21 protein-coding genes are annotated in these 25,035 nt (G+C 44.2%); 12 read left to right on the top strand and 9 right to left on the bottom strand.

Annotated features, from left to right (window positions below; genetic code table 11):
* Window positions 1–196: 196 nt before the first annotated feature.
* The 4 genes from PBT90_RS04295 (at window position 197) to PBT90_RS04280 (ending at window position 5,121) form a co-directional block, all read left to right on the top strand.
* Entirely contained in the window at window positions 197–628 is a 432-nt protein-coding gene (locus PBT90_RS04295) for a cupin domain-containing protein (protein WP_270131737.1), read from the top strand.
* Window positions 629–662: 34 nt separating this feature from the next.
* Complete coding sequence (locus PBT90_RS04290; RefSeq protein ID WP_270131735.1) at window positions 663–1,796, top strand: DEAD/DEAH box helicase; 1,134 nt, start codon at window positions 663–665, stop codon at window positions 1,794–1,796.
* A 92-nt stretch (window positions 1,797–1,888) separates the two neighbouring features.
* Window positions 1,889–3,643, top strand: a complete 1,755-nt coding sequence (locus PBT90_RS04285) for an arylsulfatase (RefSeq protein ID WP_270131733.1) — start codon at window positions 1,889–1,891, stop codon at window positions 3,641–3,643.
* A 242-nt stretch (window positions 3,644–3,885) separates the two neighbouring features.
* Entirely contained in the window at window positions 3,886–5,121 is a 1,236-nt protein-coding gene (locus PBT90_RS04280) for a multidrug effflux MFS transporter (protein ID WP_264809156.1), read from the top strand.
* A gap of 153 nt (window positions 5,122–5,274) precedes the next feature.
* On the opposite strand, the gene PBT90_RS04275 is transcribed toward PBT90_RS04280, so the two are convergent.
* Entirely contained in the window at window positions 5,275–6,693 is a 1,419-nt protein-coding gene (locus tag PBT90_RS04275; protein WP_264809155.1) for a cellulase family glycosylhydrolase, read from the bottom strand.
* A gap of 173 nt (window positions 6,694–6,866) precedes the next feature.
* Here PBT90_RS04275 and PBT90_RS04270 point away from each other — a divergent pair, with 173 nt between their 5' ends.
* The 8 genes from PBT90_RS04270 (at window position 6,867) to PBT90_RS04235 (ending at window position 12,565) form a co-directional block, all read left to right on the top strand.
* Complete coding sequence (locus PBT90_RS04270; RefSeq protein WP_264809154.1) at window positions 6,867–7,733, top strand: cation diffusion facilitator family transporter; 867 nt, start codon at window positions 6,867–6,869, stop codon at window positions 7,731–7,733.
* A gap of 98 nt (window positions 7,734–7,831) precedes the next feature.
* Window positions 7,832–8,128, top strand: coding sequence for a cupin domain-containing protein (locus PBT90_RS04265; protein ID WP_264809153.1), 297 nt, complete (start codon window positions 7,832–7,834; stop codon window positions 8,126–8,128).
* Window positions 8,129–8,166: 38 nt separating this feature from the next.
* On the top strand, window positions 8,167–8,586 hold the full coding sequence (locus tag PBT90_RS04260) for a nuclear transport factor 2 family protein (protein WP_264809151.1): 420 nt from the start codon (window positions 8,167–8,169) through the stop codon (window positions 8,584–8,586).
* A 26-nt stretch (window positions 8,587–8,612) separates the two neighbouring features.
* The gene (locus PBT90_RS04255; protein ID WP_264809150.1) at window positions 8,613–9,305 is read left to right on the top strand and encodes a response regulator transcription factor; all 693 of its coding nucleotides are present in this window, start codon (window positions 8,613–8,615) and stop codon (window positions 9,303–9,305) included.
* Entirely contained in the window at window positions 9,302–10,678 is a 1,377-nt protein-coding gene (locus tag PBT90_RS04250) for a sensor histidine kinase (protein WP_270131728.1), read from the top strand. The genes PBT90_RS04255 and PBT90_RS04250 overlap by 4 nt, the downstream gene beginning before the upstream one ends.
* 112 nt (window positions 10,679–10,790) lie before the next feature.
* Window positions 10,791–11,306 carry a hypothetical protein gene (locus PBT90_RS04245; protein WP_264809148.1) on the top strand — a complete coding sequence of 172 codons (516 nt, stop codon included), beginning with the start codon at window positions 10,791–10,793 and terminating at the stop codon, window positions 11,304–11,306.
* Window positions 11,307–11,317: 11 nt separating this feature from the next.
* Window positions 11,318–11,785 carry a hypothetical protein gene (locus PBT90_RS04240; RefSeq protein ID WP_264809146.1) on the top strand — a complete coding sequence of 156 codons (468 nt, stop codon included), beginning with the start codon at window positions 11,318–11,320 and terminating at the stop codon, window positions 11,783–11,785.
* A gap of 6 nt (window positions 11,786–11,791) precedes the next feature.
* Window positions 11,792–12,565 (top strand): YoaK family protein, encoded by a 774-nt coding sequence (locus tag PBT90_RS04235; protein ID WP_264809145.1) that lies wholly within the window; start codon window positions 11,792–11,794, stop codon window positions 12,563–12,565.
* A gap of 109 nt (window positions 12,566–12,674) precedes the next feature.
* Here PBT90_RS04235 and PBT90_RS04230 read toward each other — a convergent pair whose 3' ends face one another.
* The 8 genes from PBT90_RS04230 to PBT90_RS04195 all read right to left on the bottom strand — a co-directional run bounded on the left by PBT90_RS04230 (window position 12,675) and on the right by PBT90_RS04195 (window position 24,983).
* Entirely contained in the window at window positions 12,675–13,763 is a 1,089-nt protein-coding gene (locus PBT90_RS04230; RefSeq protein ID WP_396127660.1) for a bile acid:sodium symporter family protein, read from the bottom strand.
* A 96-nt stretch (window positions 13,764–13,859) separates the two neighbouring features.
* Window positions 13,860–15,344, bottom strand: coding sequence for a mandelate racemase/muconate lactonizing enzyme family protein (locus PBT90_RS04225; protein WP_270131725.1), 1,485 nt, complete (start codon window positions 15,342–15,344; stop codon window positions 13,860–13,862).
* Between the two features lie 144 nt (window positions 15,345–15,488).
* Window positions 15,489–16,457 carry an RraA family protein gene (locus PBT90_RS04220; protein WP_264809143.1) on the bottom strand — a complete coding sequence of 323 codons (969 nt, stop codon included), beginning with the start codon at window positions 16,455–16,457 and terminating at the stop codon, window positions 15,489–15,491.
* Between the two features lie 109 nt (window positions 16,458–16,566).
* Window positions 16,567–17,847 carry a mandelate racemase/muconate lactonizing enzyme family protein gene (locus PBT90_RS04215; protein ID WP_264809142.1) on the bottom strand — a complete coding sequence of 427 codons (1,281 nt, stop codon included), beginning with the start codon at window positions 17,845–17,847 and terminating at the stop codon, window positions 16,567–16,569.
* A 26-nt stretch (window positions 17,848–17,873) separates the two neighbouring features.
* On the bottom strand, window positions 17,874–18,809 hold the full coding sequence (locus PBT90_RS04210) for an RraA family protein (RefSeq protein WP_264809141.1): 936 nt from the start codon (window positions 18,807–18,809) through the stop codon (window positions 17,874–17,876).
* Between the two features lie 60 nt (window positions 18,810–18,869).
* Window positions 18,870–20,387: a SusD/RagB family nutrient-binding outer membrane lipoprotein gene (locus PBT90_RS04205; protein ID WP_264809140.1), complete on the bottom strand. Its 1,518-nt coding sequence runs from the start codon at window positions 20,385–20,387 to the stop codon at window positions 18,870–18,872.
* Between the two features lie 11 nt (window positions 20,388–20,398).
* A complete protein-coding gene (locus PBT90_RS04200) occupies window positions 20,399–23,929 on the bottom strand; it encodes a SusC/RagA family TonB-linked outer membrane protein (protein ID WP_270131721.1) in 3,531 nt (1,176 codons plus the stop codon).
* Window positions 23,930–23,972: 43 nt separating this feature from the next.
* Window positions 23,973–24,983: a FecR family protein gene (locus PBT90_RS04195; protein WP_264809138.1), complete on the bottom strand. Its 1,011-nt coding sequence runs from the start codon at window positions 24,981–24,983 to the stop codon at window positions 23,973–23,975.
* Between the last annotated feature and the right edge of the window lie 52 nt (window positions 24,984–25,035).

The raw sequence follows: 25,035 nt of genomic DNA, 5'->3' as shown, positions 1-25,035 counted from the left end.
ATACTTCGGCTTTTGGGTTTGAGATGTTAGGCGGGAGAATAGTTCTAGTAATCAAACTCCCTGCTACAATTTGAAAGATAAATATTTATATCACAAGTCTGTTTTATAACAACGGTAAAGAAGAGTTCCTGAGCGAATCTGCTACTGCAATTCATTGCTTTTCTTTACCTTAAGCATTTACTATTCCCCCTGCAAGATGCTAAAAAACTGTTTGATCACTATCCTGACTTTAATGACTGGGTTTTTCGCTTTTAAAAACGAACTTGCCCAGATAAAAGCCCCCTCATCAATCACCCTGATCGAATCCGGGCTTTCCTGGAACGGTGACTCTTTGCCTCATTACCCGAATTCCAAACCCAAAATATCTATTTTGAAAATCACCATTCCTCCACAGAGCGAGCTACCTTTGCATTTTCACCCTGTGATTAATGCAGGCATTCTTCTTCAAGGCGAACTGTTGGTCCAGGATGAAGATGGGAATTCCCTGGAAATGAAAGCTGGTGACCCCATCATAGAAGTGGTGAACAAAAAGCACTGGAGAGTAAACCAAGGAAATGAACCAGTAGAAATCGTGGTGTTTTATGCAGGTTCAGAAGGGATGAAAATCACGGAAATAGTCGGAGACTGATCGCTAAGGTGTACCTTTGCATAAATTTAACCCTATGAACTTTTCCGAACTAGGACTTTCCAAACCCATACTTGAAGCTATCGCAAGAGCGAAATACGACAGTCCATACCCCATTCAGGTCCAAGCTATTCCTTCCATTTTAAAACAAAGGGACCTCTTTGGAATCGCGCCTACGGGATCAGGAAAAACGGCCTCTTATATTCTTCCCATTCTGCAGCGCATGCAGGACAAACCGCAAAACAAAGGCAGAATGATCCCAATCCTGGTGTTGGTTCCCACTCGGGAACTGGCAAGTCAGGTAGCCGAAGTGACGGAAAACTTTGCCCGCTTTCTGCCCAGGAAAGTAAAAGCATTGGCAGTATTTGGCGGGGTATCTATCAATCCCCAGATGATGAAAATCTATGGCACAGACATCCTGATAGCTACACCCGGGCGATTATTGGATTTACTTTCGAAAAACTCACTGAACTTAAATCAGGTGGAAGTCCTAGTTTTGGATGAAGCGGATAAGGTTTTAAATATGGGCTTCAAAGAAGAGGTGGATCAAATCCTAGCACAACTTCCCAAGAAACGTCAGAACATACTCTTCTCAGCTACCAGCGAAGAATCGGTCGGTGGACTTATCGAAGCAATGCTGCAAGATCCGGTCAAAATCTCCGCAGCACCAGACACTGTTTCCCCGGACCTGATCAATCAGTATGCTTACCGGGTGCCAATGGAAAAAAAGGGGCCTTTTCTCCGCCACTTGATCAATTCTGGCGATTGGTCGCAGATTTTGGTCTTTGCTTCCTCCATCAGAGCAGCAAACAATATCGTCACCAAATTGAATAAAAACGGCATAGACGCTTTGGCATTCCATGGTGACAAGAGTCAGGGAGCTCGCACAGAAGCATTGCATAGGTTTAAAAATGGCAAAACGCGAGTACTGGTAGCTACAGACCTGGCAGCCAGAGGAATAGACATCAAGTTTCTGCCTCTGGTGATCAATTATGAATTACCAAGATCTCCAAAAGACTATGTGCATAGAATCGGTAGAACTGGACGTGCAGGTGCTGAAGGAGAAGCGATATCACTGATTGCCGAGGAGGGTCTGCATCACTTCAAAATCATCCAAAAGAAGATGAAAAAGCATGTGCAGCTAAGAAGTATTGATGATATTGAGTTTTAGTAGAAAGGTTTTCCGCTGATTAGGACCAGGGTAGCCATTCCAGCTAAAGCCTCTAATTTTAGAATTTGTAGCCCGACTTTATTCAAATACACATGCAACGCTCCATTTTCACATTACTACTTTTTGTATCTGCCAGTCTTTGCTTTGCGCAGCAAAATCAGAAAAAGCCAAACATCATCCTCATCATCACCGATGATCAAGGCTATGGAGATCTGGGCTCCACAGGGAATCCGCATATTAACACGCCTACTCTCGATGCCTTCGCTGCAGAAAGCGTGCGATTCACCAATTTCTATGTGTCTCCCGTTTGCGCTCCTACGCGTGCAAGCTTGATGACAGGGCGATATTCCTTACGAACTGGCGTACGAGACACCTACAATGGCGGAGCAATGATGGCAAGCAGTGAAATCACAATTGCTGAACTTTTAAAATCTAAAGATTATACGACTGGGTTATTTGGAAAATGGCATTTGGGAGACAATTACCCAATGCGTCCAAGTGATCAGGGATTTGACGAATCAGTGATGCACCTATCAGGCGGAATGGGTCAGGTGGGCGATATTACTACCTATTACCAAGGAGATCGCAGCTATTTTGATCCGGTACTTTGGCACAACAATCAGCAAGAAAGATATGAAGGTTACTGTTCAGATATCTTCGCAGAGGAAGCGATCAATTTCATAGAGAAAAACAAGGACAAGCCGTTTTTCACCTACCTAGCCTTCAATGCACCCCACACCCCCCTTCAGGTTCCTGATGAGTACTATCAGAAATATAAGGATATTGACCCTTCCGCTGGGTTTGACGAGGATGGAAAACCGTTCTATCCCATGTCTGAAAATGACAAAGAGGACGCTCGGAAAGTCTATGCGATGGTGGAAAATATCGACGATAACCTGAAGAAGCTTTTCCAAAAGTTAGTCGAACTGGAAATTGAGGATAACACGATAGTCATCTTCATGACGGACAATGGTCCGCAGCAGCAACGCTATGTGGATGGACTGAAAGGCAAGAAAGGAAGTACTTTTCAGGGAGGAATACGGGCGCCATTTTTTATTCGTTATCCCGATGGATTTGCTGGGAACCAAGAAATCAATGCATTATCTGCCCATTTGGATGTACTGCCGACTTTGGCGGATTTGGTTGGCTTTGAAGTACCGCAGGACCGAAGGATAGATGGTCAGAGCTTGCTACCGTACATCACTGGAGAAAAAGAAAACGCAGGAAACAAAAGCTATTTCGCCTATTGGAACCGAAAATATCCAGAGCTTTACGAAAATATTTCCATTCAAAAAGGCGGCTGGAAACTGGTTGGAAATACAGGTCATAATTCTGATATAGAAGCATTTGAACTCTACGACTTAAGCAGGGATCCTTACGAAGAGAATAACCTCTCAGCAAGCAATTCTGCAAAAGCGTTGGAGCTAAAATCGGAACTTGACGAGATTTATCAGGAACTTATAAATGAAGAAAATCTAATCACGCCTCCATTAATTCAAGTAGGAAACAAAGCTGAAAACCCTATAATCCTCAATCGAAATGATGCCTCAGGTGAAAGAGGAATCTGGGCGCAGGAGGACATATTTGGTTATTGGAAAGTTGCCATTGAGCCTGGACTCTATGATATCAAATTCAAGTTTGTGAAGCCAGTTCCTTCCAAAGGAAAAATGACTTTGGAGACCGGAAACCGAGCGAATATAGAAATAGATCAGTCAACGCAGCCCGTGGATATTCTAGTGATGAAAGGTGTAAAACTGGATAAAATCGAAGGCGAATTACTTCCTTTCTATACTGTAGAAGGAAAGCGTTACTTTCCCTTTTGGGTTGAGCTGGAAAAAATCGAATAGAAAGTTTATCCATTTTCATTCAAAAACTCAATCTTTTGTGATTAAACCAAATATCAAAATCTTCAGATTGAAACTTGCCATCCTGCAATAAATGAACAGGATAATTATCGATTTTTCAACACAAATAATTCAAACCCAAATATTTGGCAAAAAAATATCCTGATTTTTACGAACTGTTTAAAGTAGACGCCTGTTCACCTCTGATAATCCAAAGTAGGTAGTACATCAAATTATTTTTAGATATGGAAAAGAGATATACCAAAACTGAATACTTTAAAATCGTCCTTGTGCTGGGTGCTCTGTGTACGATTTCTCCGTTTTCTATAGACATGTATCTTCCGGGGTTCCCAGAAATGGCCGAAACCCTGAACACGCCTATTTCCAATATCCAGCTTTCATTGACCGCTTACCTGGCAGGGATTGCTATTGGTCAGCTTTTTTACGGCCCTTTGTTGGATAGATTCGGTAGAAAAAAGCCACTTTATGGAGGCTTGGCACTGTATATTCTGGCTTCCATTGGCTGTGCCCTTTCTCAATCTGTAGAAAATCTGATCCTCATGCGATTCATTCAGGCCATAGGTGGATGTGCCGGCATGGTGTCCGCACAGGCGATAGTGCGGGATATTTTCCCCGTGAAAAAAACTGCTCAAGCCATGTCACTACTGGTTTTGGTGATCGCTGTTTCGCCCATGATCGCGCCGGCTTTGGGAGGATTTGTGACTGCCGCCTATGACTGGCACTGGGTGTTTATCATATTGGCAGCTCTGACGGCCATCATCTGGATAGCCACTGTAGTGGTGCTACCAGCCGGAGCTTTACCAGATCGGGAGGTTTCTTTGAAGCCAAAGCAAGTCTGGAACAGCTACCTAAAAGTTCTTGAAAACCGTCAGTTTTTGGTCTACATGCTCGTGGGCGGTATAGCCGGAGCGGCTCCTTTTGCGTACATCGCCAGTTCGGCAGACGTATTCATGAATCTCTATGGGCTTTCCGAACATCAATTTGGATGGATTTTCGGGATTTTGGCATTTGCCATGATTGGTTCTACGCAGTTGAACCATATTTTACTTCGCAAATTCAGCAGCCAGCAAATCATTAATTTCTCCTTGCACTATCAGGTAACTGTAGGTTTGCTCTTAGTGATAGGTGTCTATTTCGACTGGTTCAATGTATTTACACTGATCGCTCTGATGTTTGTATTTCTGACCGCACATGGACTGAACGGCCCAAATACAACGGCTCTTTCCATGGCTCCATTTTCGAGAAATGCTGGATCTGCTTCAGCGATGCTTGGCAGTATGCGCATGGCGATAGGCGGGATAGTGACGGCGGTAGTCAGTCTGTTTCACGCCAGTTCGGCTTTCCCTATGGTCATAGGAATGGCAATATGTGCATTGGGCGGATTTGTAGTTTTAAAAATGGATCAGCTAACCCCAGGCACCATCAGCAAACAAAGGGAACACACTGCCCTCTCAACCTAAAGGGTACGCAAACAATAATAAAGGCGTCCTAAATTACTTTGGGACGCCTTTTCTTACCTATTGGCGATTCACGGCACATTTACAGTTAACCTCTTTTTATTACAGCTTATTCAAAAGGGTTCGCTAAGGCGTGGTTTAACTTCCCATAGACAATTATTGCCCTGTAACTGCTTTGATCAGATCCGGATGAATCTGCTCCCCGCTTTGCCTATCAAATAGTGCAAAACCGTAATCTCCCGCGTAGCCGTTGTCCCAGTAAAAAGGGACCAGACCATGCCTTCCCATGCTTTCTGTAATGTATTTCAAATAATCCTTCAGATACTCATGGTGCTCCCCGGCTTTCTTTAGTACTGCGCCATACTCTCCCATCAGCACTGGAATCCCCTTATCCACGAAATTGGTTTTCATTTTCATAAATTGAGCATCTGCATGGGCTTCATCGCCCCAATTTGCTTTTCTGGAAGGATCAGTGGCATTTTCACCCCACTGGGTGATGGTTTCATTTTCCTGAAGTGCAAATTCATAAGGATCGTAATAATGTGCTTCTACCATCAATCGCCCCGCTGTTTTGTCCTCGGGCAATTCAAAAAAATTGACCCCATGATCTATGTTGGTATTGAAGGTTTGAACCACTAGATTTCTGTAGGAATTTCTTCCACCAGTGGACCTCACCGCATCTACGAATGTCTGGTTAAAGGAATTCTGAACCTGATAATATTCCGGTATGGGCGTACCGTAATCCCCCTCTACCATGACTTCGTTAGTTCCTGCAAAGAGCAAATGATCCTCATAGTCCCGGAAATTTAAGGCAATCTGAATCCACATTTTTTCCAACCTGTCATTTACATAGTCCTGCTGAGCATAAGTAGGCTGCATCCAGCCCTCATCCCAGTGAATATTCAGCAGAGCGTACATGTCATTTGCTATCACATAATCTACCACCTCGGTCACCCGGGCCATCCACGCTGGGTCTATTTCGAACGTGGCTGGATTAGAAAATTTGCTCCATGCTACCGGTATCCTCACTGAATTGAACCCAGCGGCCTTCACGGCATCGATTAGCTCTTGGGTCGCTTTGGGATTCCCCCAGGCGGTCTCTCCTCCTATCGCTTCCAGTGTGTTGCCGAGATTCCAACCATAGCCCATGTCCATGGCCAGCTCCAGATTTGGGACATCCCTCATCCCTGTTTGATCAGCCGGTATGTAATAATCCGGAAACTGAGGCTCAGCCGGTTCCTGAACCACAGCCACCTCTTTCTGTATACTTCCCGCCTTTACTTCCACATAAAAAGTAATTGAGGTTTCTATATCATTTAAGCCCAGCGTTACAGTAACTTCTCCATTTCCAGTTCCGGACCGGGGAGTAACCTCGGCGTTTAGAACTGAAGTTTCAATTGTCCAAGAAGAATTGCTGGTAATCGAAAAAGTCTGCGATCCCCCTTCAGCATTGAAATTTAAAATTTCCTCGGAAAGGGATAGGGTTATTGGTTCTGCTTCTTCATCTTCTCCGCAGGAGAAAAAAAACGTGCTGCACAAAAAGAGGAGTAATATTGCCTTAAATCGGTTATTCATGGGTAGAATTTAATTTTCCCTAAAAGTATGTACTCCACTCTTCTAAAAAGGGGTGGAAATGTTAGCAAAAAGGGATTCATTTGTTTCTTCTTTGGGTTATTCTATCCCAAAAACTTCAAATCCTAACCCATTAAGTCTGCAACAGAAAAAGTTTCTGTCCCCAAAACTAGCCCATGAGCAATTCCAATCTCGCAGCAAGAACCGTAATTTTCAGCATGCTAGGCAATGCCCTACTGGCTGCCATCAAGTTTACAGCTGGGATATTTGGGCATTCGTATGCTTTGATTGCAGACGGGATAGAGTCAGTGGTAGATGTATTTGCATCACTTTTGGTTTTGGTAGGACTGAGGTATTCTTCTAAACCTGCCGATGAAAATCACCCCTATGGCCATGGCAAAGCAGAACCATTGATCACCTTTTTGGTCGTGGTTTTCTTGATTATTTCAGCCTGCACCATTGGCTGGCAGGCCTATCAGCATATCATCACTCCTCATGAATCGCCCCGCCCTTTTACCTTGATTGTTTTGGCGGGTATTATCCTTTGGAAGGAGATTTCCTTTCAGGTGGTGATGCGTAGAAGCAAGAAACTGAATAGTTCAGCCTTGAAAGCTGAGGCCTGGCATCACCGAAGCGATGCGATTACCTCTGTAGCTGCATTTGTTGGGATTATAATTGCTGTCTTTGGGGGAGAAGGTTTTGAAGTAGCAGATGATTATGCGGCCTTGTTTGCTGTGGCTTTTATACTTTTTAATTGTTATAGAATCTTCCGTCCGGCACTCAGCGAGGTGATGGATGAAAATAATTACGAGGAATTGACCAAGCATATCCGGGAAATTGCCCTCACCGTACCTGGGGTGAAGGGAACGGAAAAGTGTTTTATCCGAAAAGCTGGTATGGAGTACCATGTGGATCTTCACGCCTTGGTGGTAGGTGAACTCAGCGTGACTGAAGGACACAGGATCTCGCACCTGCTGAAGGACAGACTCTGCAAGGAAATCCCTGAGCTTGGCAATGTACTGATCCACATCGAGCCTTTCTAACACCCCATTTATGGGAAGGATCTGGGTTTGCATGCGTATTTGCGAAAGGTTATGTATATTCATGAACAATGTCTATTGGCAATCAACCCCTATACTCCATGAATATTTTAGACCAACTCCCCTTCCGAAACGATCGCCCCTCGGTATGCCCAATCCAGCGATCTGACAAATTGAACTACTTTGCTATAGGCCTTATCCAAGATCAATATTTGAAAGAGCATACCGCAAATGTCCCGTCTACACTGACCGTACTCAGGGGCGAAATCAACTTTTACATCAATGAGGAAGTGATACACCTAGAAGAATTTGATACTTATGAAATTCCTGTGCTGGTGGAGCACAAAGTCAAAGGCGTGAAAGAAAAGAATATCTTTACCATCGTACAGGAAAAATAACCTGACCTATTTATCAACAAAAAACCCATCCCAAACCCATGAAAAACCTATTGACAATAGCACTTTTACTTTGCAGCACTGTAGTTTTTGCGCAAGCTGAAAAAGATGTTCAAAACCAAGTCGAAAAACTTAGACTCGCGCTTATAGATCCCACAGTAGCCAATCTTTCGGAGATCAGTTCCATCCATCTCAGCTATGGTCACTCAAGCGGAAAGCTAGAGAATCAGGCACAGTTTATAGAAGCACTGGTAAGTGGTGCATCTGATTTTGCCACTGCTGAGTTTGAGGACCAAAGCATATATGTGGATAAAAACATAGCCATAGTACGCCACAATCTCGTAGCAGATGTGCTGGACGGTGGCAATGCAAATTCCATCAAAATCGGTGTAATGCTAGTTTGGCAAAAAGAAAAGGGAAAGTGGAAATTACTGGCACGTCAAGCCTATAAACTACCCTAATCCCACATCAATTAAACCACGCTACGTTGAAAAAAATACTTCTAGTAGAAGACGACACCCGAGTCTGTAGTTTCATCAATAAAGGCCTGACAGAAAATGGATTTGAAGTTACTGTCGCCATGGACGGGGCGATGGGGCTTCAGCTAGCCTTGAAGAGCCAGTTTGATCTGATCATATTGGACATTATGCTTCCTAACATCAATGGTCTGGAAGTTTGCAGAAAGATCAGACAGGAAAACACTGAAGTACCTATCCTTTTTCTGTCGGCGATGGGCAGTACAGAAAATGTAGTCATAGGCTTAGACTCAGGAGCCGATGATTACCTGGTGAAGCCCTTTAAGTTTATCGAGCTGCAGGCTAGAATTAAGACCTTGCTGAGAAGAGGCGGTAAAACCGGTGAACCCGAGCAGGAGAATGAAGTTTTCAAATTTGCAGACCTGGTTTTGGATAACACTGAAAAAACCGTTTTCAGAAATGGAAATGAGCTATCGCTAACCTCCACAGAATTTAGATTGCTACTCATGTTCATGAAAAACCCAAGAAAAGTACTATCCCGAGTGGACATGCTTCATGAGGTCTGGGGGGTGAACTTCGATATGGGGACAAATGTGGTAGATGTCTATGTAAACTACCTCCGTAAAAAGCTGGACAAATACGGCAGCCAAAAACTGATCCAGACGGTCATAGGAATGGGATATGTACTAAAAGAGTACCAATGAAGCTCCAAAATAAAATCATCTACATTCTCCTCACCGCTTTCATAGGCTATACGCTGCTTTTCAGTGGTTTCATCTATTATTCCATTTCCAGATTTGCATTCACAGATTTCTACAAAAGACTTGAAATACGTGCCATAGCCACAGCCAAGATTGAACTTGAAAAGCAAAAAGACAGCAATGTGGTTCAGCAGCTGCGGCAAGACTACCTGGAACCCCTCACCAATGAGCAACACATCATTCTAGAAGATATCGAACAAGAAAACCTAATCGATGATCGTAGGTTGACATCCTACAACAAATCATTTTTAAGAGAAGTAGTCGAGGAGGGAATAGGAACGTACAGCCACCAAAACACTTTCTTTTACGGGACTATTTATAAGACTGAAGACCAAAAGGAACATCTAGTTATACTTTCTGCCGAGAACTATTTCATCACCCACCACTTGGCCTATTTGAGAAACCTGATATTCACTTCTTTGGCGATTGCCTTTCTTTTGATTGTGATCTTCTCTGTGATGTTTTCCAGAAAAATCATTGAGCCCATCCAAAACATCATCAAGAAGACCAAAAAAATAGGGTCAGAGAATCTGCACATGAGATTGGAAGTACCAGAAAACAACGATGCAGTCCGAGAGCTGGCCCAGACCTTCAATGACATGCTCAACAGGTTGGAAACCTCCTTTGAAACACAGAAAAATTTCATCAGCAACGCCTCTCATGAGCTCAACACTCCATTGACTTCTATCATAGGAGAAGCAGACGTGACACTCTCCAAGGCCAGGCAACCTGAAGACTACATAGAATCTCTACAAACCATTCTTGGAGAGGCAGAAAAACTACAGCAAAAAACTCAAGCCTTACTGCTTTTGGCACAAACCGGATTTGATGGTAAGCGCCAGAAGTTCGGAAAAGTAAGAATGGATCAACTGATTCTGGATGTCAAAGAAACTGTGGAAAAAATCCAGACCAAGAATAAAATATGCCTGGATTTCAGTCTATTGCCAGAAAACCCACTTTTACTCAAAGTACTAGGCAATGAACAACTGCTCCATCTGGCGGTGTCTAATATCGTACTGAATGCCTGCAAATACTCAGACGGTAAACCAGTCAACATTGCCCTGGCAGTCATGGATGGAAACATTATTATCATAGTGAAAGACGACGGAATAGGTATACCTCCAGATGAAATGGAGTACATCTATGATCCTTATTTCCGAGCTTCTAACACCATCAATCACGAAGGACATGGAATAGGATTGCCCTTGGCCAGAAATATAGTGAGGATCCATGACGGGGAGTTAAAGGTATCATCATCCCTAAATAGAGGCACCACGGTAGAAATAAGACTACCAAAAGGTGATTTTGTTCTCTAATCTCATTTTAATATCAAGGCTGGAGATTCTAATAGGATCTTAATCTCATCCTTAAACCATTCTAATGGGTAGGTAATAATTTAGCCCCTGTTCAACCAATCATACAGGAGTAATGGCTAAGACAATCTTAATACCAACCGATTTCACTGTAGACTCACTGAATCTAGTGAAGTTAGCACTGCAAAAAAACCAACAATCAGGTGAAAAATTAAGGGTAATTCTGGTCTATGGCCAGTGGATGTCTTCATCCATTACTGAATTACTTTTTTATTCCAAAAGCAGGGCCTTAGATCAACTGGAAAGTCCTGAATTCAAATCCTGCTGCAAATTACTGATGGAAAAGTATGACAGCATCATCGAACAGATGTCATTAGATCTATTCAGCGGCACTAACCAAAACGCCTTCCAAAACTACCTGGAAGGCAATCAAATCGCCGAAGCTTACTACTCCACCCACTACACTTTCAAATTAAAAAACTCTAGCAGTTTCAGTTTGATTCCCTTTTTGACCAGAAGCAAAATCAATCTGGTAGAAATGAACTGGGACAGTGCCAACCAACCCAATGCGGGAAACCAGCAAGATGAGCTATCAGCATTGTTTTTCACGCACGGGCAGATGGCACACTAACCCCACCAATCATGCTGACCAAAATTCTATACCCAAGCACCTTTACCCTTATCGCAGGGCTTTATTTTACTTTCCTCTCCCTGCAGGAAAGTCCTGTAGATCTCATGCTAGGGGAATGGCAAGAAGTGTCCTGGGAATATGAAAAACTAGACTCCTTACATAACAAGGGTGAAGGATTTGACATCATGGTCACTGATCATATCAAAGAAGAAATCAGCAAAAATCTAGTCATCCATAAAGCAGAAACCTGGAAGTTTTATGACAGTGAAACCCTGGAAATGGAAGGACAAAACACCCATAAAGAGCTCCATTGGACTTTGAAAGGCCGGGGAAACATACTTCAAATAGGCGGGTCAGGAGAAGCATTAGAGTATTATGAAATACAGGAATTAAGTGCCGATCACATGGTTTTGCATTTCAGTTTTGACATGCAGGTGAGAGGAATAATGAAAATGACCTTCAAAAGGATTCAATCCTAAATCTACATGATCAGCAAGCACCACGATAGAACCCTGAAAGAAAACATCCAACTTGGCGCACTCACAGCTTTTTCAGCAGGCATGGTCAATGTGATATCGGTAATTATATTTTTCGCGTTCACTTCAAATGTAACCGGACATTACGCCATTCTAGCGCAGGAGATTTCCCATGGCAATTGGTACCAGGCATTGGTGGTATTTGGCTGGATTTTCCTTTTTTTCTTTGGGAATTTCACTTCGAACTTAATCGTGATCAATTTCCGTAAGAAAAATGCCTACTTGGCACATTCCCTCCCTATTTTACTGGAAATCCTATGCTTACTTGCAGTGGGCACCTACATCCAATACTACTATAAAGAAACCTTGCTGGAAACCGAGCTGATGGTCAGCAGCATGCTATTTGCGATGGGTATACAAAATGGACTTACTGCTACCATTTCAAATTCAGCTGTCAAAACCACTCACTTGACAGGGCTGACCACTGATTTAGGAATATTAGCTTCGCTTTTCACCAAAAAAGAGAATAGAGAAAACAAGCAATTGAGAAATAAATGGGCACTTCTGGTAAGCATTATGGTCTCCTACCTTTCAGGAGGCGTAACGGCAGGTTACATCTACCTCACCATCGCCTATAACGTATTCTATATTGTCTGCATTTTTCTAATTATCGTAATCGGCTATGATTTCTATCGAATCAAAATGCGCAGCCTATTACATAAAAAACAACCTTATTACAGAAAGACCCTCAAGGGAAAAACTCCTCAGTGGTCTAATAATTAATCATCAAAAAAAGCAAAAGTTGAAGTATCACCTCAGCTCTTTCAAATAATGGTTTCTAATTCGGAAAAAGGCAGCCCATTAAGTTAGTGGCTGCCTCTTTTTTTATCAATTAGGAGTCCGAGTCATCCAAAGGCTTTTTGTGCCAATAGGAAGCTAAGATAGATCCAGTGACATTCATCCACGGTCCGAAAACCGCCGGCGCGAGACCTACAGTAGCGATTTTACCCATTTCTTTGGCTATCCCAGAGGCCAGACCTCCATTTTGCATCCCCACTTCTATAGCTATGGTTCTGCAATCTTTCTCATCCAACCTGAACAACCTACTGGCCCAATATCCCAGCACGTAACCTATGAGATTATGAAAAATCACCATGACAATAAGTAAAGGTCCTATATCCAAAAGACTATCTCTACCCGCAGCTACGATCACCACCAGGATCAGTGCAATAGCAGCCATAGAAATGATTGGCATCAAATCATCCAGCCATTGGGCTTTACCCCGTAAGAAATAATTGAAAAGCAAACCAGCACCTATAGGAATGATGACCATCTTCACAATGCTGAACATCATGTCCAGCACATTGATTTCCACAAATTCCCCTGCTAGCCAACCCATCAAAAACGGGGTCACAAAGGGAGCCAGCAATGTGGTCACCGAGGTCACAGTGATCGAAAGTGCCAGATTTGCTTTCGCCAGAAAACTCATCACATTGGAAGCCATTCCGCTAGGTGAGCATCCTATCAAAATCATTCCTGCTGCTATTTCCGGAGGAAAGCCACTCGACTTTGCCAGTGCAAAACCTACGAATGGCATAATGGTAAACTGGCAAAGTACACCTATCAACACACCTTTGGGCATTTTCACTACTCCCAGAAAATCTTTGATACTCATGGAAGTCCCCATGCCGAACATAATAATCTGAATCAGAGGAACGATCAAAGCACTGAATTTAAACCCATTATACTCTACAAAATACTGCGGGAAATACAGCGCCAAAGTCACCGAACCAAAGATCATCATGGAGTAAGCATAGCCTTTCAGCTTGGGATACCCCAAAAATGAAATGGCACAACTAAAGAAAAAGCCGATCCATAGAAATCCGGCATTAGAAATAGCTGAGAAAATACTGACAGCCAGGGCTGAAATAAATAGCACTCCTGCGATAATCGAAAGTGCCTTTGCAATTTTTGGATTCAAGGTTTAGGTATTTTGGGTGAAAGCTTTTTTTTGAAATACCCCGGGAATATACATGTTTTGGCTTCCCGGGGCTTATCAAGGTTAAGATTGATGGTTTTAACTGTAAGTCCTGTCGTGAGAGCGTTTCTCATTCCACATATCTGTAGGCGCAAAAAACGAAGTATCCGACGGATGAAGATGCTCCTTGACCACTTCCTCATTCAATTCTATTCCTAATCCGGGAGCATCCAAAGGCACAGGAGCGTAGCCTTTGTCAATCATTTTGCCTCCACCGGTCATAGTCACCAGATCTTCCCACCAGGGCACATCTACAGAGTGATGCTCTAGGGCCAGGAAGTTTTGGGTAGCAGCGGCACAGTGTACATTTGCCATAAAGGAAACTGGGGTTCCAGCTTGGTGCATGGCCATTCCTATGCCTTTTTCCTCTGCATAATCGGCAATTTTCTTGGTTTCCAGGAGCCCACCTGAGGAAGCTAAGTCCGGATGTACAATATCCACTGCATGATTATCTATCAAGTCTTTGAAGTATTCCAAAAGATAAATATCCTCACCCGTAGTAGTAGGCGTATTCAGCGCCTCAGTAATGGTCTTATGCTGTTCCCACATTTGCCATGGCACCATATCCTCTAGCCAAGCCAAACGGTATTTGTCCAGCGCTTCACCTAGGCGAATACAGTTATTCAGGTCAAAGTGTCCATAATGGTCCGTAGAGATCGGGATGTCATAGCCTACCAGACCTCTAACATGATCTACAATTTTAGCCAGTTCATCCAGGCCTTTTTCAGTGATTTGAACCCCGGTAAAAGGGTGAGCGGTATTTGCATAGGACATATAACCACCTTGCCACTGGCTTCTTCCCATTTTGAAAATCTCCGGATTCACTATGCAGCCAGGAATATCCATAATCTCTCCTATGGAAACATCCATCTTCAGCCAGGTGTACCCCTGCTCTTCGGTACGGTACTTGATGAGTTTCAATTGTTCCTCTGGGGAATCTGCCTCTGGTGTATCGGCATACAATCTCACTGAATCTCGGTATCTGCCCCCTAAAAGCTGCCAGGCAGGCACATTGTAGGCTTTACCACATAAGTCCCACAGTGCCATCTCCACTCCACAAACACCCCCTGCCTGACGGGACTGTCCGCCGAATTGCTTAATGATCTTAAAGATCTTCTCTACATTACATGGGTTTTCTCCCAGAATTCTGCTTTTCAGCATGAGTGCATACCGAGGATCAGCACCATCTCTCACCTCTCCCAAGCCTGAAATACCCTGATTAGTGTCGATGCGAATGATGGCTGTTCCGTTCATTACATTGGTATGGGCATAGCGAAGGTCAGTAATTTTCAGGTCAGAAGGAGCTGACGCTCTACGCACGTTTTTGGTGGTCTCGGCCATCGTATCTTCCATGGATAGTCCCATCAAAGCAGAAAGGCTTAATCCTCCCAAAGCTGTTTTTTTAAGAAAATCTCTGCGATTGTTCAGCGTCAAGGGGTTATCGATTTCTGCTTGTCGCTGTGCGGCGAATTGCTGATCCTGCAGTTTGCTCTTTTGGATAAGGTGTTGAAGTGTGCTTTTCATAGTAAATTGGGTTATTGTGTTCGCGTGAATTTGGTTGGACGTAGCATTTTCCCGAGATGAGTATCCATAGTTTTCCAAGCCACCTGCGGAACTATACTTTCTACGTTAGGCGGCTAAAAATCCTGAAATGAATTTAGTTAGAGATCAATAATTACGCTCTTTGAGGTAATTATCCAGTTCTTCCTTGGTCATTGGGAGCTGTCCTGGGTAATTATTCAGCCAGTCAAGAAAATCTTTTTTGATATCTTCCGTCCACTGGCTATCGATCTGGCCGGGCAGGTATTTTCCTTCTCGCAGTCTTTGATGGCCAAATTCATCCCGGAGTCCGGTCACTTCTGAGGTTAAGACTAACTCCTCCACCAAATGCGCTGGAATGAATATCACGCCATACTTTTTGGCGAGCACCACATCCCCAGGCAATACCGTAGCTCTGCCCACTCTGATGGGAGCATTGATAGAAGTCAGCATCATCTGCTGGATGTAAGAAGGATCTTGACCCTTGATCCAGGCATTGAACCCTTGGATTTCAGATAGGCCTTCCTGATCACGGACTGAGCCATTGAAGATGACGCCTCGTTGGGATTTAGCAAAAATGGCATTACCGAGGTTATCACCTATCAAAGTACCATCGACGATTTTGCCATACCCATCTGCCACATACACATCGCCAGTAGTCAGCACATCTATAGGCCAGGAATTGGTTCCTCCTGTGGGAGCCCTGCCTTCTTTTTCCACACCTTGGTCTTTGACTTGTTTTTCTAAATCCGGACGTAAGGGCATGTATTGGGCAGTGACCACACGACCAGTCATGGCCTCGTCTGGTAGCATAATCTGCCAGTCTCCCTCATATTGATTTTGGTACCCTCTATTTCGCAGTACTCCCCAGGCTTCTTCTATTGAGATATTTTTCAAACGCTCCAAAATGGCATCTGAAACTTTGGGCCTTCCATCATCGAATCGCTCTCCGGTCCACTCCGCTGTCAGCGCCTTGATATACTCAGGAGACGCTCCTACATTTTGGGCATAGCCTTGCGACTGACCCAGAGAAAAGGCAGTGGCCAGGATAGCAATTGAAAATTTCAGTTTTTGGATTGGTGAGGTTATTTTACTCATTTAAGATTGGGTTAGGTTACTGTTTAAAATCGCTTTTTACCCTAGACGGTAGGTCAATTCAGCAGCAACCAAATTGACCTATGGTCTTCAGATGAACTCTTCTCCAAGGTTATTCAAAGAATGGAATGCCCGGAACAGCATGTTTCTTCATGCCTTCTTCGTTGATCTCTACGCCTATTCCCGGCTTTTCAGAAAGTGTAATGAAACTGTTTTCAGTTCTAGGTCCATCATAAGTCACTATATCCTGCCAAAGCTGATCCGTATCCATATAGATTTGCCACTCCATGACCTGGAAATTTGGTACGGAAGCACAGACATGACAACTCGCCATTGCTCCTAAAAATGAAGCCACCATGTGCGGAGAAAAGGGTACATAATAAAGGTTGGCGAGGTTAGCGATTCGCTGTCCTTCCCCTAGCCCTCCGGCCTTTTGCAGGTCTGGCATGATGATATCGACTGCGCCGTCAGAAAGTAACTTAGTGAAGCCATAAGCCAGATAAATGTTTTCCCCGGTACAGATCGGAGTGCTGGTTTCCTGGGTGATATGCTTATATACTTCAGGGTTATCTGCCGGCACCGGTTCTTCTAGCCACATCAGATTCAAAGGCTCATACATTTTGGCCATTTTCATCCCTGTGACTGCATCATATCTTCCATGCATATCCACACAGATATCAATGTTAGGGCCTACTTCCTCCCGTACGGCTGCTATGGCATTGTACATACGATCAATTTCTGCTGGACTAGCCGTCCAGTTATATCGATCATATTTATTAGGGTCTCTCCCATCATCCACATCAAATTTCACCGCATTGTAACCTCGGTCCACAGCTCCCCTGGCGGCAGAGGCATAATCACTTGGAGAAGGGTTGGTAGAGGTATACAAAGCAGTATCGCAGTAAACCCTGATTTTATCCCGGTATTTCCCTCCTAGAAGCTGGTAAACAGGAACTCCAAAAACTTTACCTGTAATATCCCAAAGGGCCGTTTCTATGGCTGTGAGTACTGCTACAAATACGCCAGATTGTGCTCCGCCAAAAAAAGCACCTTTGCGGATTTGCTCGGCTAGACGATTCGGGTTTAGTGGGTTTTGTCCTCTCAGTTGATTTCCAAGACGCTTGACCAGATAGTAGGATCCATGGATAGCATCCACCGCTTCCCCACATCCCCATACGTCTTGATTAGTATAGATTTTCACATAGACTGCACCACGGACAAATCCACATTTGACATCGGTAATTTTTAGATCTGAGGGGTTTGAATACCGGTTTTGCTTGACTACTGCAGCATTCAGTCCCTGTCCAAAGGTTGATAAAATACCGGCTCCTGTAAGTCCTGCTACAGCTCCTTTTTGCAAAAACGATCTTCTTGAATTCTTCTTGTTATTCATTAGTATTTAATAGGTTAATTTTAGGTTTACCAGGTTCTTTTCTTTAGTATCTCTTGGATCTGCTCTCTAGCTATTGGAAGCTCGTCGATATGCTCTTCCAGCCACTGGGAGAAGTCCTTTTCTATCTCTTCAGACCATCTGGTATCTATCTGACCGGCGGTGTAGGTTCCCTCTCTCAGTCGCTGGTGCCCAAACATATCCCGCAGCCGTACTACCTCTGAAGTCACCACTACTTTCTCAGCCAGGTGCGCCGGAATAAAGGACACTCCACCGTCTCTGCCCAATACCACATCTCCCGCCATCACGGTTACCTGATGTATCCTTGTAGGTTTATTGATACCAATCAACATGGTGTTTAGATCTCCGGGCTGATTGTGGTGCGAGGGGTGATAGCTGGCCACATAAGATGTAAACCCACCGATTTCCTTCAGTCCTACCACGTCACGAATGGCACCATCATAGACTATCCCATTCCCAGACTTGGCATAAATGGCATTGCCTACATTATCGCCGATAGTTGGCCCGCCATTGTGTATCCCAAACTGGTCTACCACGTAAACATCTCCTTGCTGGAGCAGGTCAACAGGCCAAGAATTCTGCCCGCGTTTCCCCTCCTTTTTTCCTCGCTCATCTATGGCATCATGGATATCAGGTCTGCCGGGCATAAAAGTAGCGGTAAGTGCTCTGCCCACTAATACACTGTCGGGATTGATCATCAGCCCCCAGCCATCCGCATATTGGTAGCGGTAGCCTTCATTTTTCATTACCGCCCAAGCTTCGTCATGCGAAACTTCCTTCATCCGCCTCAGAATATCATCTGAGACCTTGGGGCGTCCATCTTCAAATCGCTCTCCAGTCCACTGCTGGGTAAGAAATAGCATTTCCTCTCTGGAAATCTGCTGCGCAAAAGATTCTACCATAATTAATGATAGAAACAATAGGGTTACATAGGTTTTTGTCATTTTGTAATATAACTAATAATAAAAAAACCGAACCTGGAATTTCCAAGCTCGGTTATATTTTTATTTGTCCCACCATACTTTTGTGCCAAGGTCGTCCGGACCTTGGGAAGCGATCGCCGCCGAAACGTTCTCTGCATTCACCGAAATCTCTGAATTGGGGTACGTCAATCGGTTAATAAACTCTACCTCTCTTCCCGGGTATGGATTTGGGCTCAGCGCAGGGTAACCGGTTCTACGGAAATTAGCGAAGGCCTCTGGACCATTTAGGAAGCAGGACACCCAATACTGCGTGTTGATCTGCTCCATCGCCATGCTAGGATCAAATGGATTTTCATTCAGATACTGCGTGATTTCTGCCGGGGAAATACTGGATCCCTCATCTATTATACCCAGTTGATTCATATGCGCCCTTACACCAGCATTGTAGTATTCTTCTACTGACCCACTACTGATCCAGCCTCTTTGTCTAGCCTCTGCCATTAGCAGGTAATTTTGCGAAGCTGTGATCAGGAAATTGGGAGCGGTATTTTTGGTAATTCTTCTTCTGTCCGCCTGGGCAAACTCATAGAAACTCGCCAATCCTAGTTCGTTAGCCGCTTCCACTGCTCCGGCGTTGTCATTACCCATAGGTATGCCCACATGCACCGCTGCGTCATACGTCTGGTTTTCCGGGATTTGCTCAGGGCCGGATTTGGCACCCACATAGGTCACTGCGATGGCAGCTAGTCTTGGGTCATTTTTGCTGCGCAAATAGTCCACAAAGGGTTCTGTCAGATAGAAGTTAGATGCCTCGGTAGCATTGAGAAAATTCCCGATGGGATTGGTGTAGTTGGGGTCATGATTGATCGTAGCATTGTCTTCATTCATCAGGATGACCCCACCTTGCACGGCAGTTTGAGCCACCTGAGCAGCCTTAGTAGGGTCGGCTTCACTGAGTCTCATGCCAGCTCTCAAAAGAAGGGAATAGCCAAAGCTCTTCCACTTATTCAAATCTCCACCGTAGAGAATATCTGCTGATTCTACGGTTCCGGTAACATCCAATGCAGAAGTTGCCTCGGTCAGTTCTTTAATCAAATCCGCATAAATAGCTTCCTGAGAATCATAAACCGGAAGGTAAATTTGATCTGAGTAACCTTTGCCTCCTTCGAAATAGGGGATACTACCATATTCATCAGTCAATACCATAAAAGCAAAAGCCTGAATGATCCGTGTCATGTTTTTCAGATTTGCCCGGCTGGGATCCTCCTCCACCTGACTGATTACATCCCGTGTATTTTTGATGACATTTCTATAATAGCCCTGCCAAAGCTCCTGGGTCAACGTTCTATTGTCCTGATTGAAATTGGCACCGGTCATCAATCCTGAGTTTGGAGAAATGATCTGCTGGACTACTCCTACGTCATAGACTAGGGATCCATTAGGAAAGGCACAGCCTACTATAGCCGCATTCAACTGAAATGCCGGATCTATGGAAGTAGCGCTGACTTTGTTGGTATTCAACTCATCAAAATTGCTATCGCAAGCCGATGAATACAGTACCACAATTATGATTAGTAGGTATTTTGATATCTTTTTCATGGCTAGATGGGTTAAAATTTGACATTCAGATTGAAACCTAAACCTCGGGTAGAAGGAAGCCCTGTGGACTCCATGCCTACCAGATTATCAGATGTATAGCCGAAGGATTCCGGATCAATATTGTCCACCCATTTTTTAATCATGAGCACATTATTGGCCACAAAGTTCAGCTTCACAGACTTGAAAGGCTGGTTAGCAGGAAGATGCTTGGTAAAATCATAACCCAAGGTAATCTGCCTCAACTTCCAGTACCCTCCATCATAAATCACCGGCTCCACCAGTGCCTGGGATCTTACTACTTCCCAGTAAGACTGCACCGGAGCCACTACGGTATTCACCTCTCCGGCTTCATTTACACCATCTCCGACTACTCCGCCCTCTCTACCTTCAAGTGTCATTTTGTGCAAGCCATGTCGTACCGCATTGAAGTTGGTACCGGAAAGCATCACGTTGCCTAGCTTAAAGTCTATGAGGAAGGATAGCATAACTCCTTTGTAGTTGAATGAATTATTCCAACCACCAACCCAGTTGGGCAGTGCAGAACCATAATTGAGCAAGTCTGTCGTTCGGAGGGGTAATCCGTTAGCACCAAAAATCTTTCTTCCCTGCTCGTCTCTTCTATAACCAAAACCGGCAACCTGTCCCATTTCCATTCCTACTATCTGCCGCAGTTCACCATTGAACACGTGCGTACCTACAGTGATCCTTTCTCCTGGAGTATCCGTAAGCAAGCTCAACACTTCAGTTTTATTATAAGCGGCATTGAATGTGGACTCCCAGGTGAAATCGCTGTTTTCTACCGGTACCAAAGTCAGTAGCATTTCTACTCCCTTATTCACACTCTGACCACTATTGATCGAGGTATTCACAAAACCACTGGCATCCGAAATCTGTGCACTTACGATCTGGTCTGTGGTTAACTTGCGGTAAAACGCCATGTCCAAACTCACTCGGCTCTGGAACATGCTAAGCTCAAATCCCACCTCAGCTTCACCGATCCGCATAGGGCGGAGATTTGGATTGGGCAGGTTGGTACCGTTAGGTCCTCCTACCGGCTGCCCGCCAAAGAGATTGTTATTGATTCCGTAAAAAAGCACATTGGAATAGGCTCCCACATCTGCATCTGATCCCACTTCGGCATAGGCTGCCCGGATCTTACCAAAGTTCAACCAACCTGAAGGAGTGAAATTTTCAGTAAACACCCAGCTCGCAGATACGGAAGGGTACAGGATACTTCTGTTTTCTTTAGACAAAGTGGAGAACCAATCATTCCGGACTGTCCCGGTGAGGAAGAGTCGATCTTTATACGAAAATTCGGCTGAGCCGTAGAGTGAGTTTACAGCACGTTCATTCAGATCATAAATCGGGTCTTTGGCTCTACCGTTTTGAACGGTATAAAGATCCCTTACCACGAAATCGGTCACCTGCACACTATTCAGGTCAGATCTTCGCTGCATATGATTACCACCAAAATTTGCATTCACCGTCAGGTCTCCAAATTGCTTATTGGCATTGATCAGGAAATCTGTATTGATCTCCCGAAACCTTCTTTGTTCCTGAGTATACACCCCATTGACAAAACCAGCGGGTGCCGGTGCCCTAGATGCCTGGCCGGTTGGGAAATTATTGTAATCCTGATCTCTGGACCAAAAGTCCTCTCCCACTCTACCTTGGATGAACAGCCAGTCGTTAAATTTATACTTCACTGCAATATTCCCGAAAATCCTATCTCTTTTGATGTTTTGAAATTGGTCTGATAAAGTGAAGTAGGGATTGGTTCTGTTACGGAACCTAGAGTAAACGGCCTCGTTTCCATCTGCATCATACCTATTGTCGCGCAGCACATCCAAAGGCATGGAATTAGCCATATTATACAGTGCTACCGGAATGGTATTATCCTGCTGACCAATATTGGGGGGATTGGTGTTTTCTTCAAATGAGTAATTGAAGTTACCTCTAAAACTAAACTTCGGGGTCAAATCATAAGCAAACCCTAAGTTTATGGTCTTTCTATTGTAGCTGTTGTTAGGGACTATGCCCTTACTGTTCAGGTCAGAAAATGACAGGCTCATTCCGCCTTTTTCGGAAGAAGTAGCTAAAGTGATCGAGTTGGTAACGTTTTGGCCATTTCTGAAAAAATCATTGATTATACCTCTCACAGGCTCGTATGGCACAGTGACACCATCAAAAAGCATCTGTGTCATTCCTGGCTCAAATTTTTCTCCAAAAGACCATTGCCCTGAAGTGGGATTAGGTGTAGTAGGTCTCACTCCCTGCTCCCCTTGCCCATATTCATATTGATAATCTGTAAAGTCTAAAGAGGCTTCATTCGTGTAGTTAATATTATAAGTCACACCTATGCCCCTGGTGTCGTTCTTACTTTTGGTAGTGATCATTACCACTCCGTCTTTAGCTCGTGAGCCATAGAGTGCAGCCGCTGCGGCTCCTTTTAGTATGGTCATGGACTCCACGTCATCAGGATTGATACTGGACAGTCCATCGCCTCCATCAGAGGTATTGCCTCCACCACGCACACCAATGCTGCTGTCTGATGCATTGTTTCCCGGGTTAGAACCAAAGTTGGTGTTATCTATAGGAACGCCATTGACTACGATCAGAGGATTGTTTTGCCCGGAAATAGAAGATTGCCCGCGAATCCTGATCTTAGAAGTACCTCCTGGTCCCGATCCCAAAGTGGAGATATTGACCCCGGCTACTTTTCCCTGTAGGGCGTTCATCACGTTAGGGGTTCTGTTTACGGTCAGCTCATCTGACTTTACAGTAGAGGTAGCGTATCCTAAGCTTTTGGCATTTTTCTCTATCCCCAGCGCTGTCACCACTACTTCTTCCAGATTGCTTTCATCCACCTGCATGGATACACTGATGACTGTCCTATTGCCCACTACTATTTCCTGACTGACGTAGCCCACAAAGGAGAATACCAATACAGAATTTTCATCGGTTACATTGATCAAAAAATCTCCTGCAGCGTCTGAAACTGTTCCTACAGCAGTACCTTTCAGCAAGACATTCACTCCGGGGAACGCCATTCCGTTTTCATCGGTGACCTTGCCCCCTACTTCTATGCGCTTCAAGGTGTTTTTGGAACTTTCGGATTTAAGTGCAGAATTTCTCCTCAGCGTAGGGCCAGAAGATCTATTGCTCACTAAAATTGATTGGGGGTTTGCAGCAGTACTTCCAGAACTTGCTTTTTTGGGAGAAATGATATAAAAACGCTCACCGGCTTTTTCATATTTCAACCCTGTTCCTTGCAGTAGCAAATTCAGTCCCTGCTCTACAGATTCAAATGTCTCTGTTTTGACCCGGGATTTTTTATCCCGTACCAGTTCATCCTGATAAGCTATGGAAACACGAAAATCATTTTCCAGCTTACTCAGGCTTAATTGTAAATCATCATAGTTTTTGCTGGCTTTTCCAGCAGTGTTAATAGTCCGCCCGGATGCAATTAAATCTGTGGCTTGCGCGAGCGCTTGCCAAGAGATTGAGCAGCCTATACACATGAATAGTAATAGCTTTTTCATGCTTAAAGGGTTTGAGGTTATTTGGGGAATAATTCATTTTGGGTTATTTAATCAAGTACTTGTTATTTTCTTTTGTCAGTTCCACATTGAAGATCAAAGCGATCTGGCGTAGAAAGGAATCGGCATCTGTCAGAGGCATGGATCCTGAAGCGGTGAGTGCCAATGCTTCCTTGTTTTGTACAACTATGGTCACCCCATAATTATCCTTTGCCATCTTTACCATTTCAGCCAAGCTGGTTTTATCCAGGTTCAGTATATTATCCTTCCAGGAGGTGTAAAGGGAGGTATTCACCCGCTCCCGCTTGAATTTCTTATCCTTGAACTTCACGAGATCTCCAGGCTCCATCACGATTTTTCCTTCTTTTTCTTCCACGGGAAAACTGAGGGTCACTAAGCCGGAATTCAAGATCACTTCCGTCTCCTCAGATCGATTATATACATTGAACTCCGTTCCAAGGACCTCGATGGTCACACCGTTCGAACTCAACACTCGGAATGGCTGATGATCCACCTTGTGTACAACATTGAAAAATGCCTCACCTTCAATATTGAGCTCTCGGGCAGTCTGTCCCTCCCAGTTGTCCACATAGGTGAGTTTGGAATTCGAATTGAGTTTCACCGTAGAGCTATCAGGCAACGTAATCTCAAGTGTTTCTCCATACCCGGTCACATATTCAATCTCAGGGGGAAGCATCAGCCAATAAAGGCTCATGACTATTGCCAAAACTGCTGCAACTCCTGCCGCTATGGGCCAATGGTGTTTTTTAGCTCTAAAAGTCTCTAGGGACTTTGAGGGCAGCTCTACGTCCTTCTGAATCTCATCCCAGACTCCTTTCAGCTCCTCTGATGTCATTTCTAATTTGGAGTTTTCCAAGTTCAGCACCAGGTTACGAGCATCTTCTAGTACCCATGCCTTTTCTGGATAGGTCTCTTGCCACTTGATCCAAAACTCATCATGCTCTGGAGTAGAATAGAGTACCCATTCCTTAAAAAATGGATCTACAGCAAGATCCTCAGCAGAAAATTTTTGATAGTCAGGATGATGGTAAGACACAGGCGCTGGATTATTAATACAGCTATAAGAGCCTAGACTTAGAAGAATCTCA

The organism is Algoriphagus sp. TR-M9, assembly GCF_027594545.1.
Lineage (GTDB): Bacteria > Bacteroidota > Bacteroidia > Cytophagales > Cyclobacteriaceae > Algoriphagus > Algoriphagus halophytocola.
This window is presented reverse-complemented; position numbering and strand designations above follow the sequence as displayed.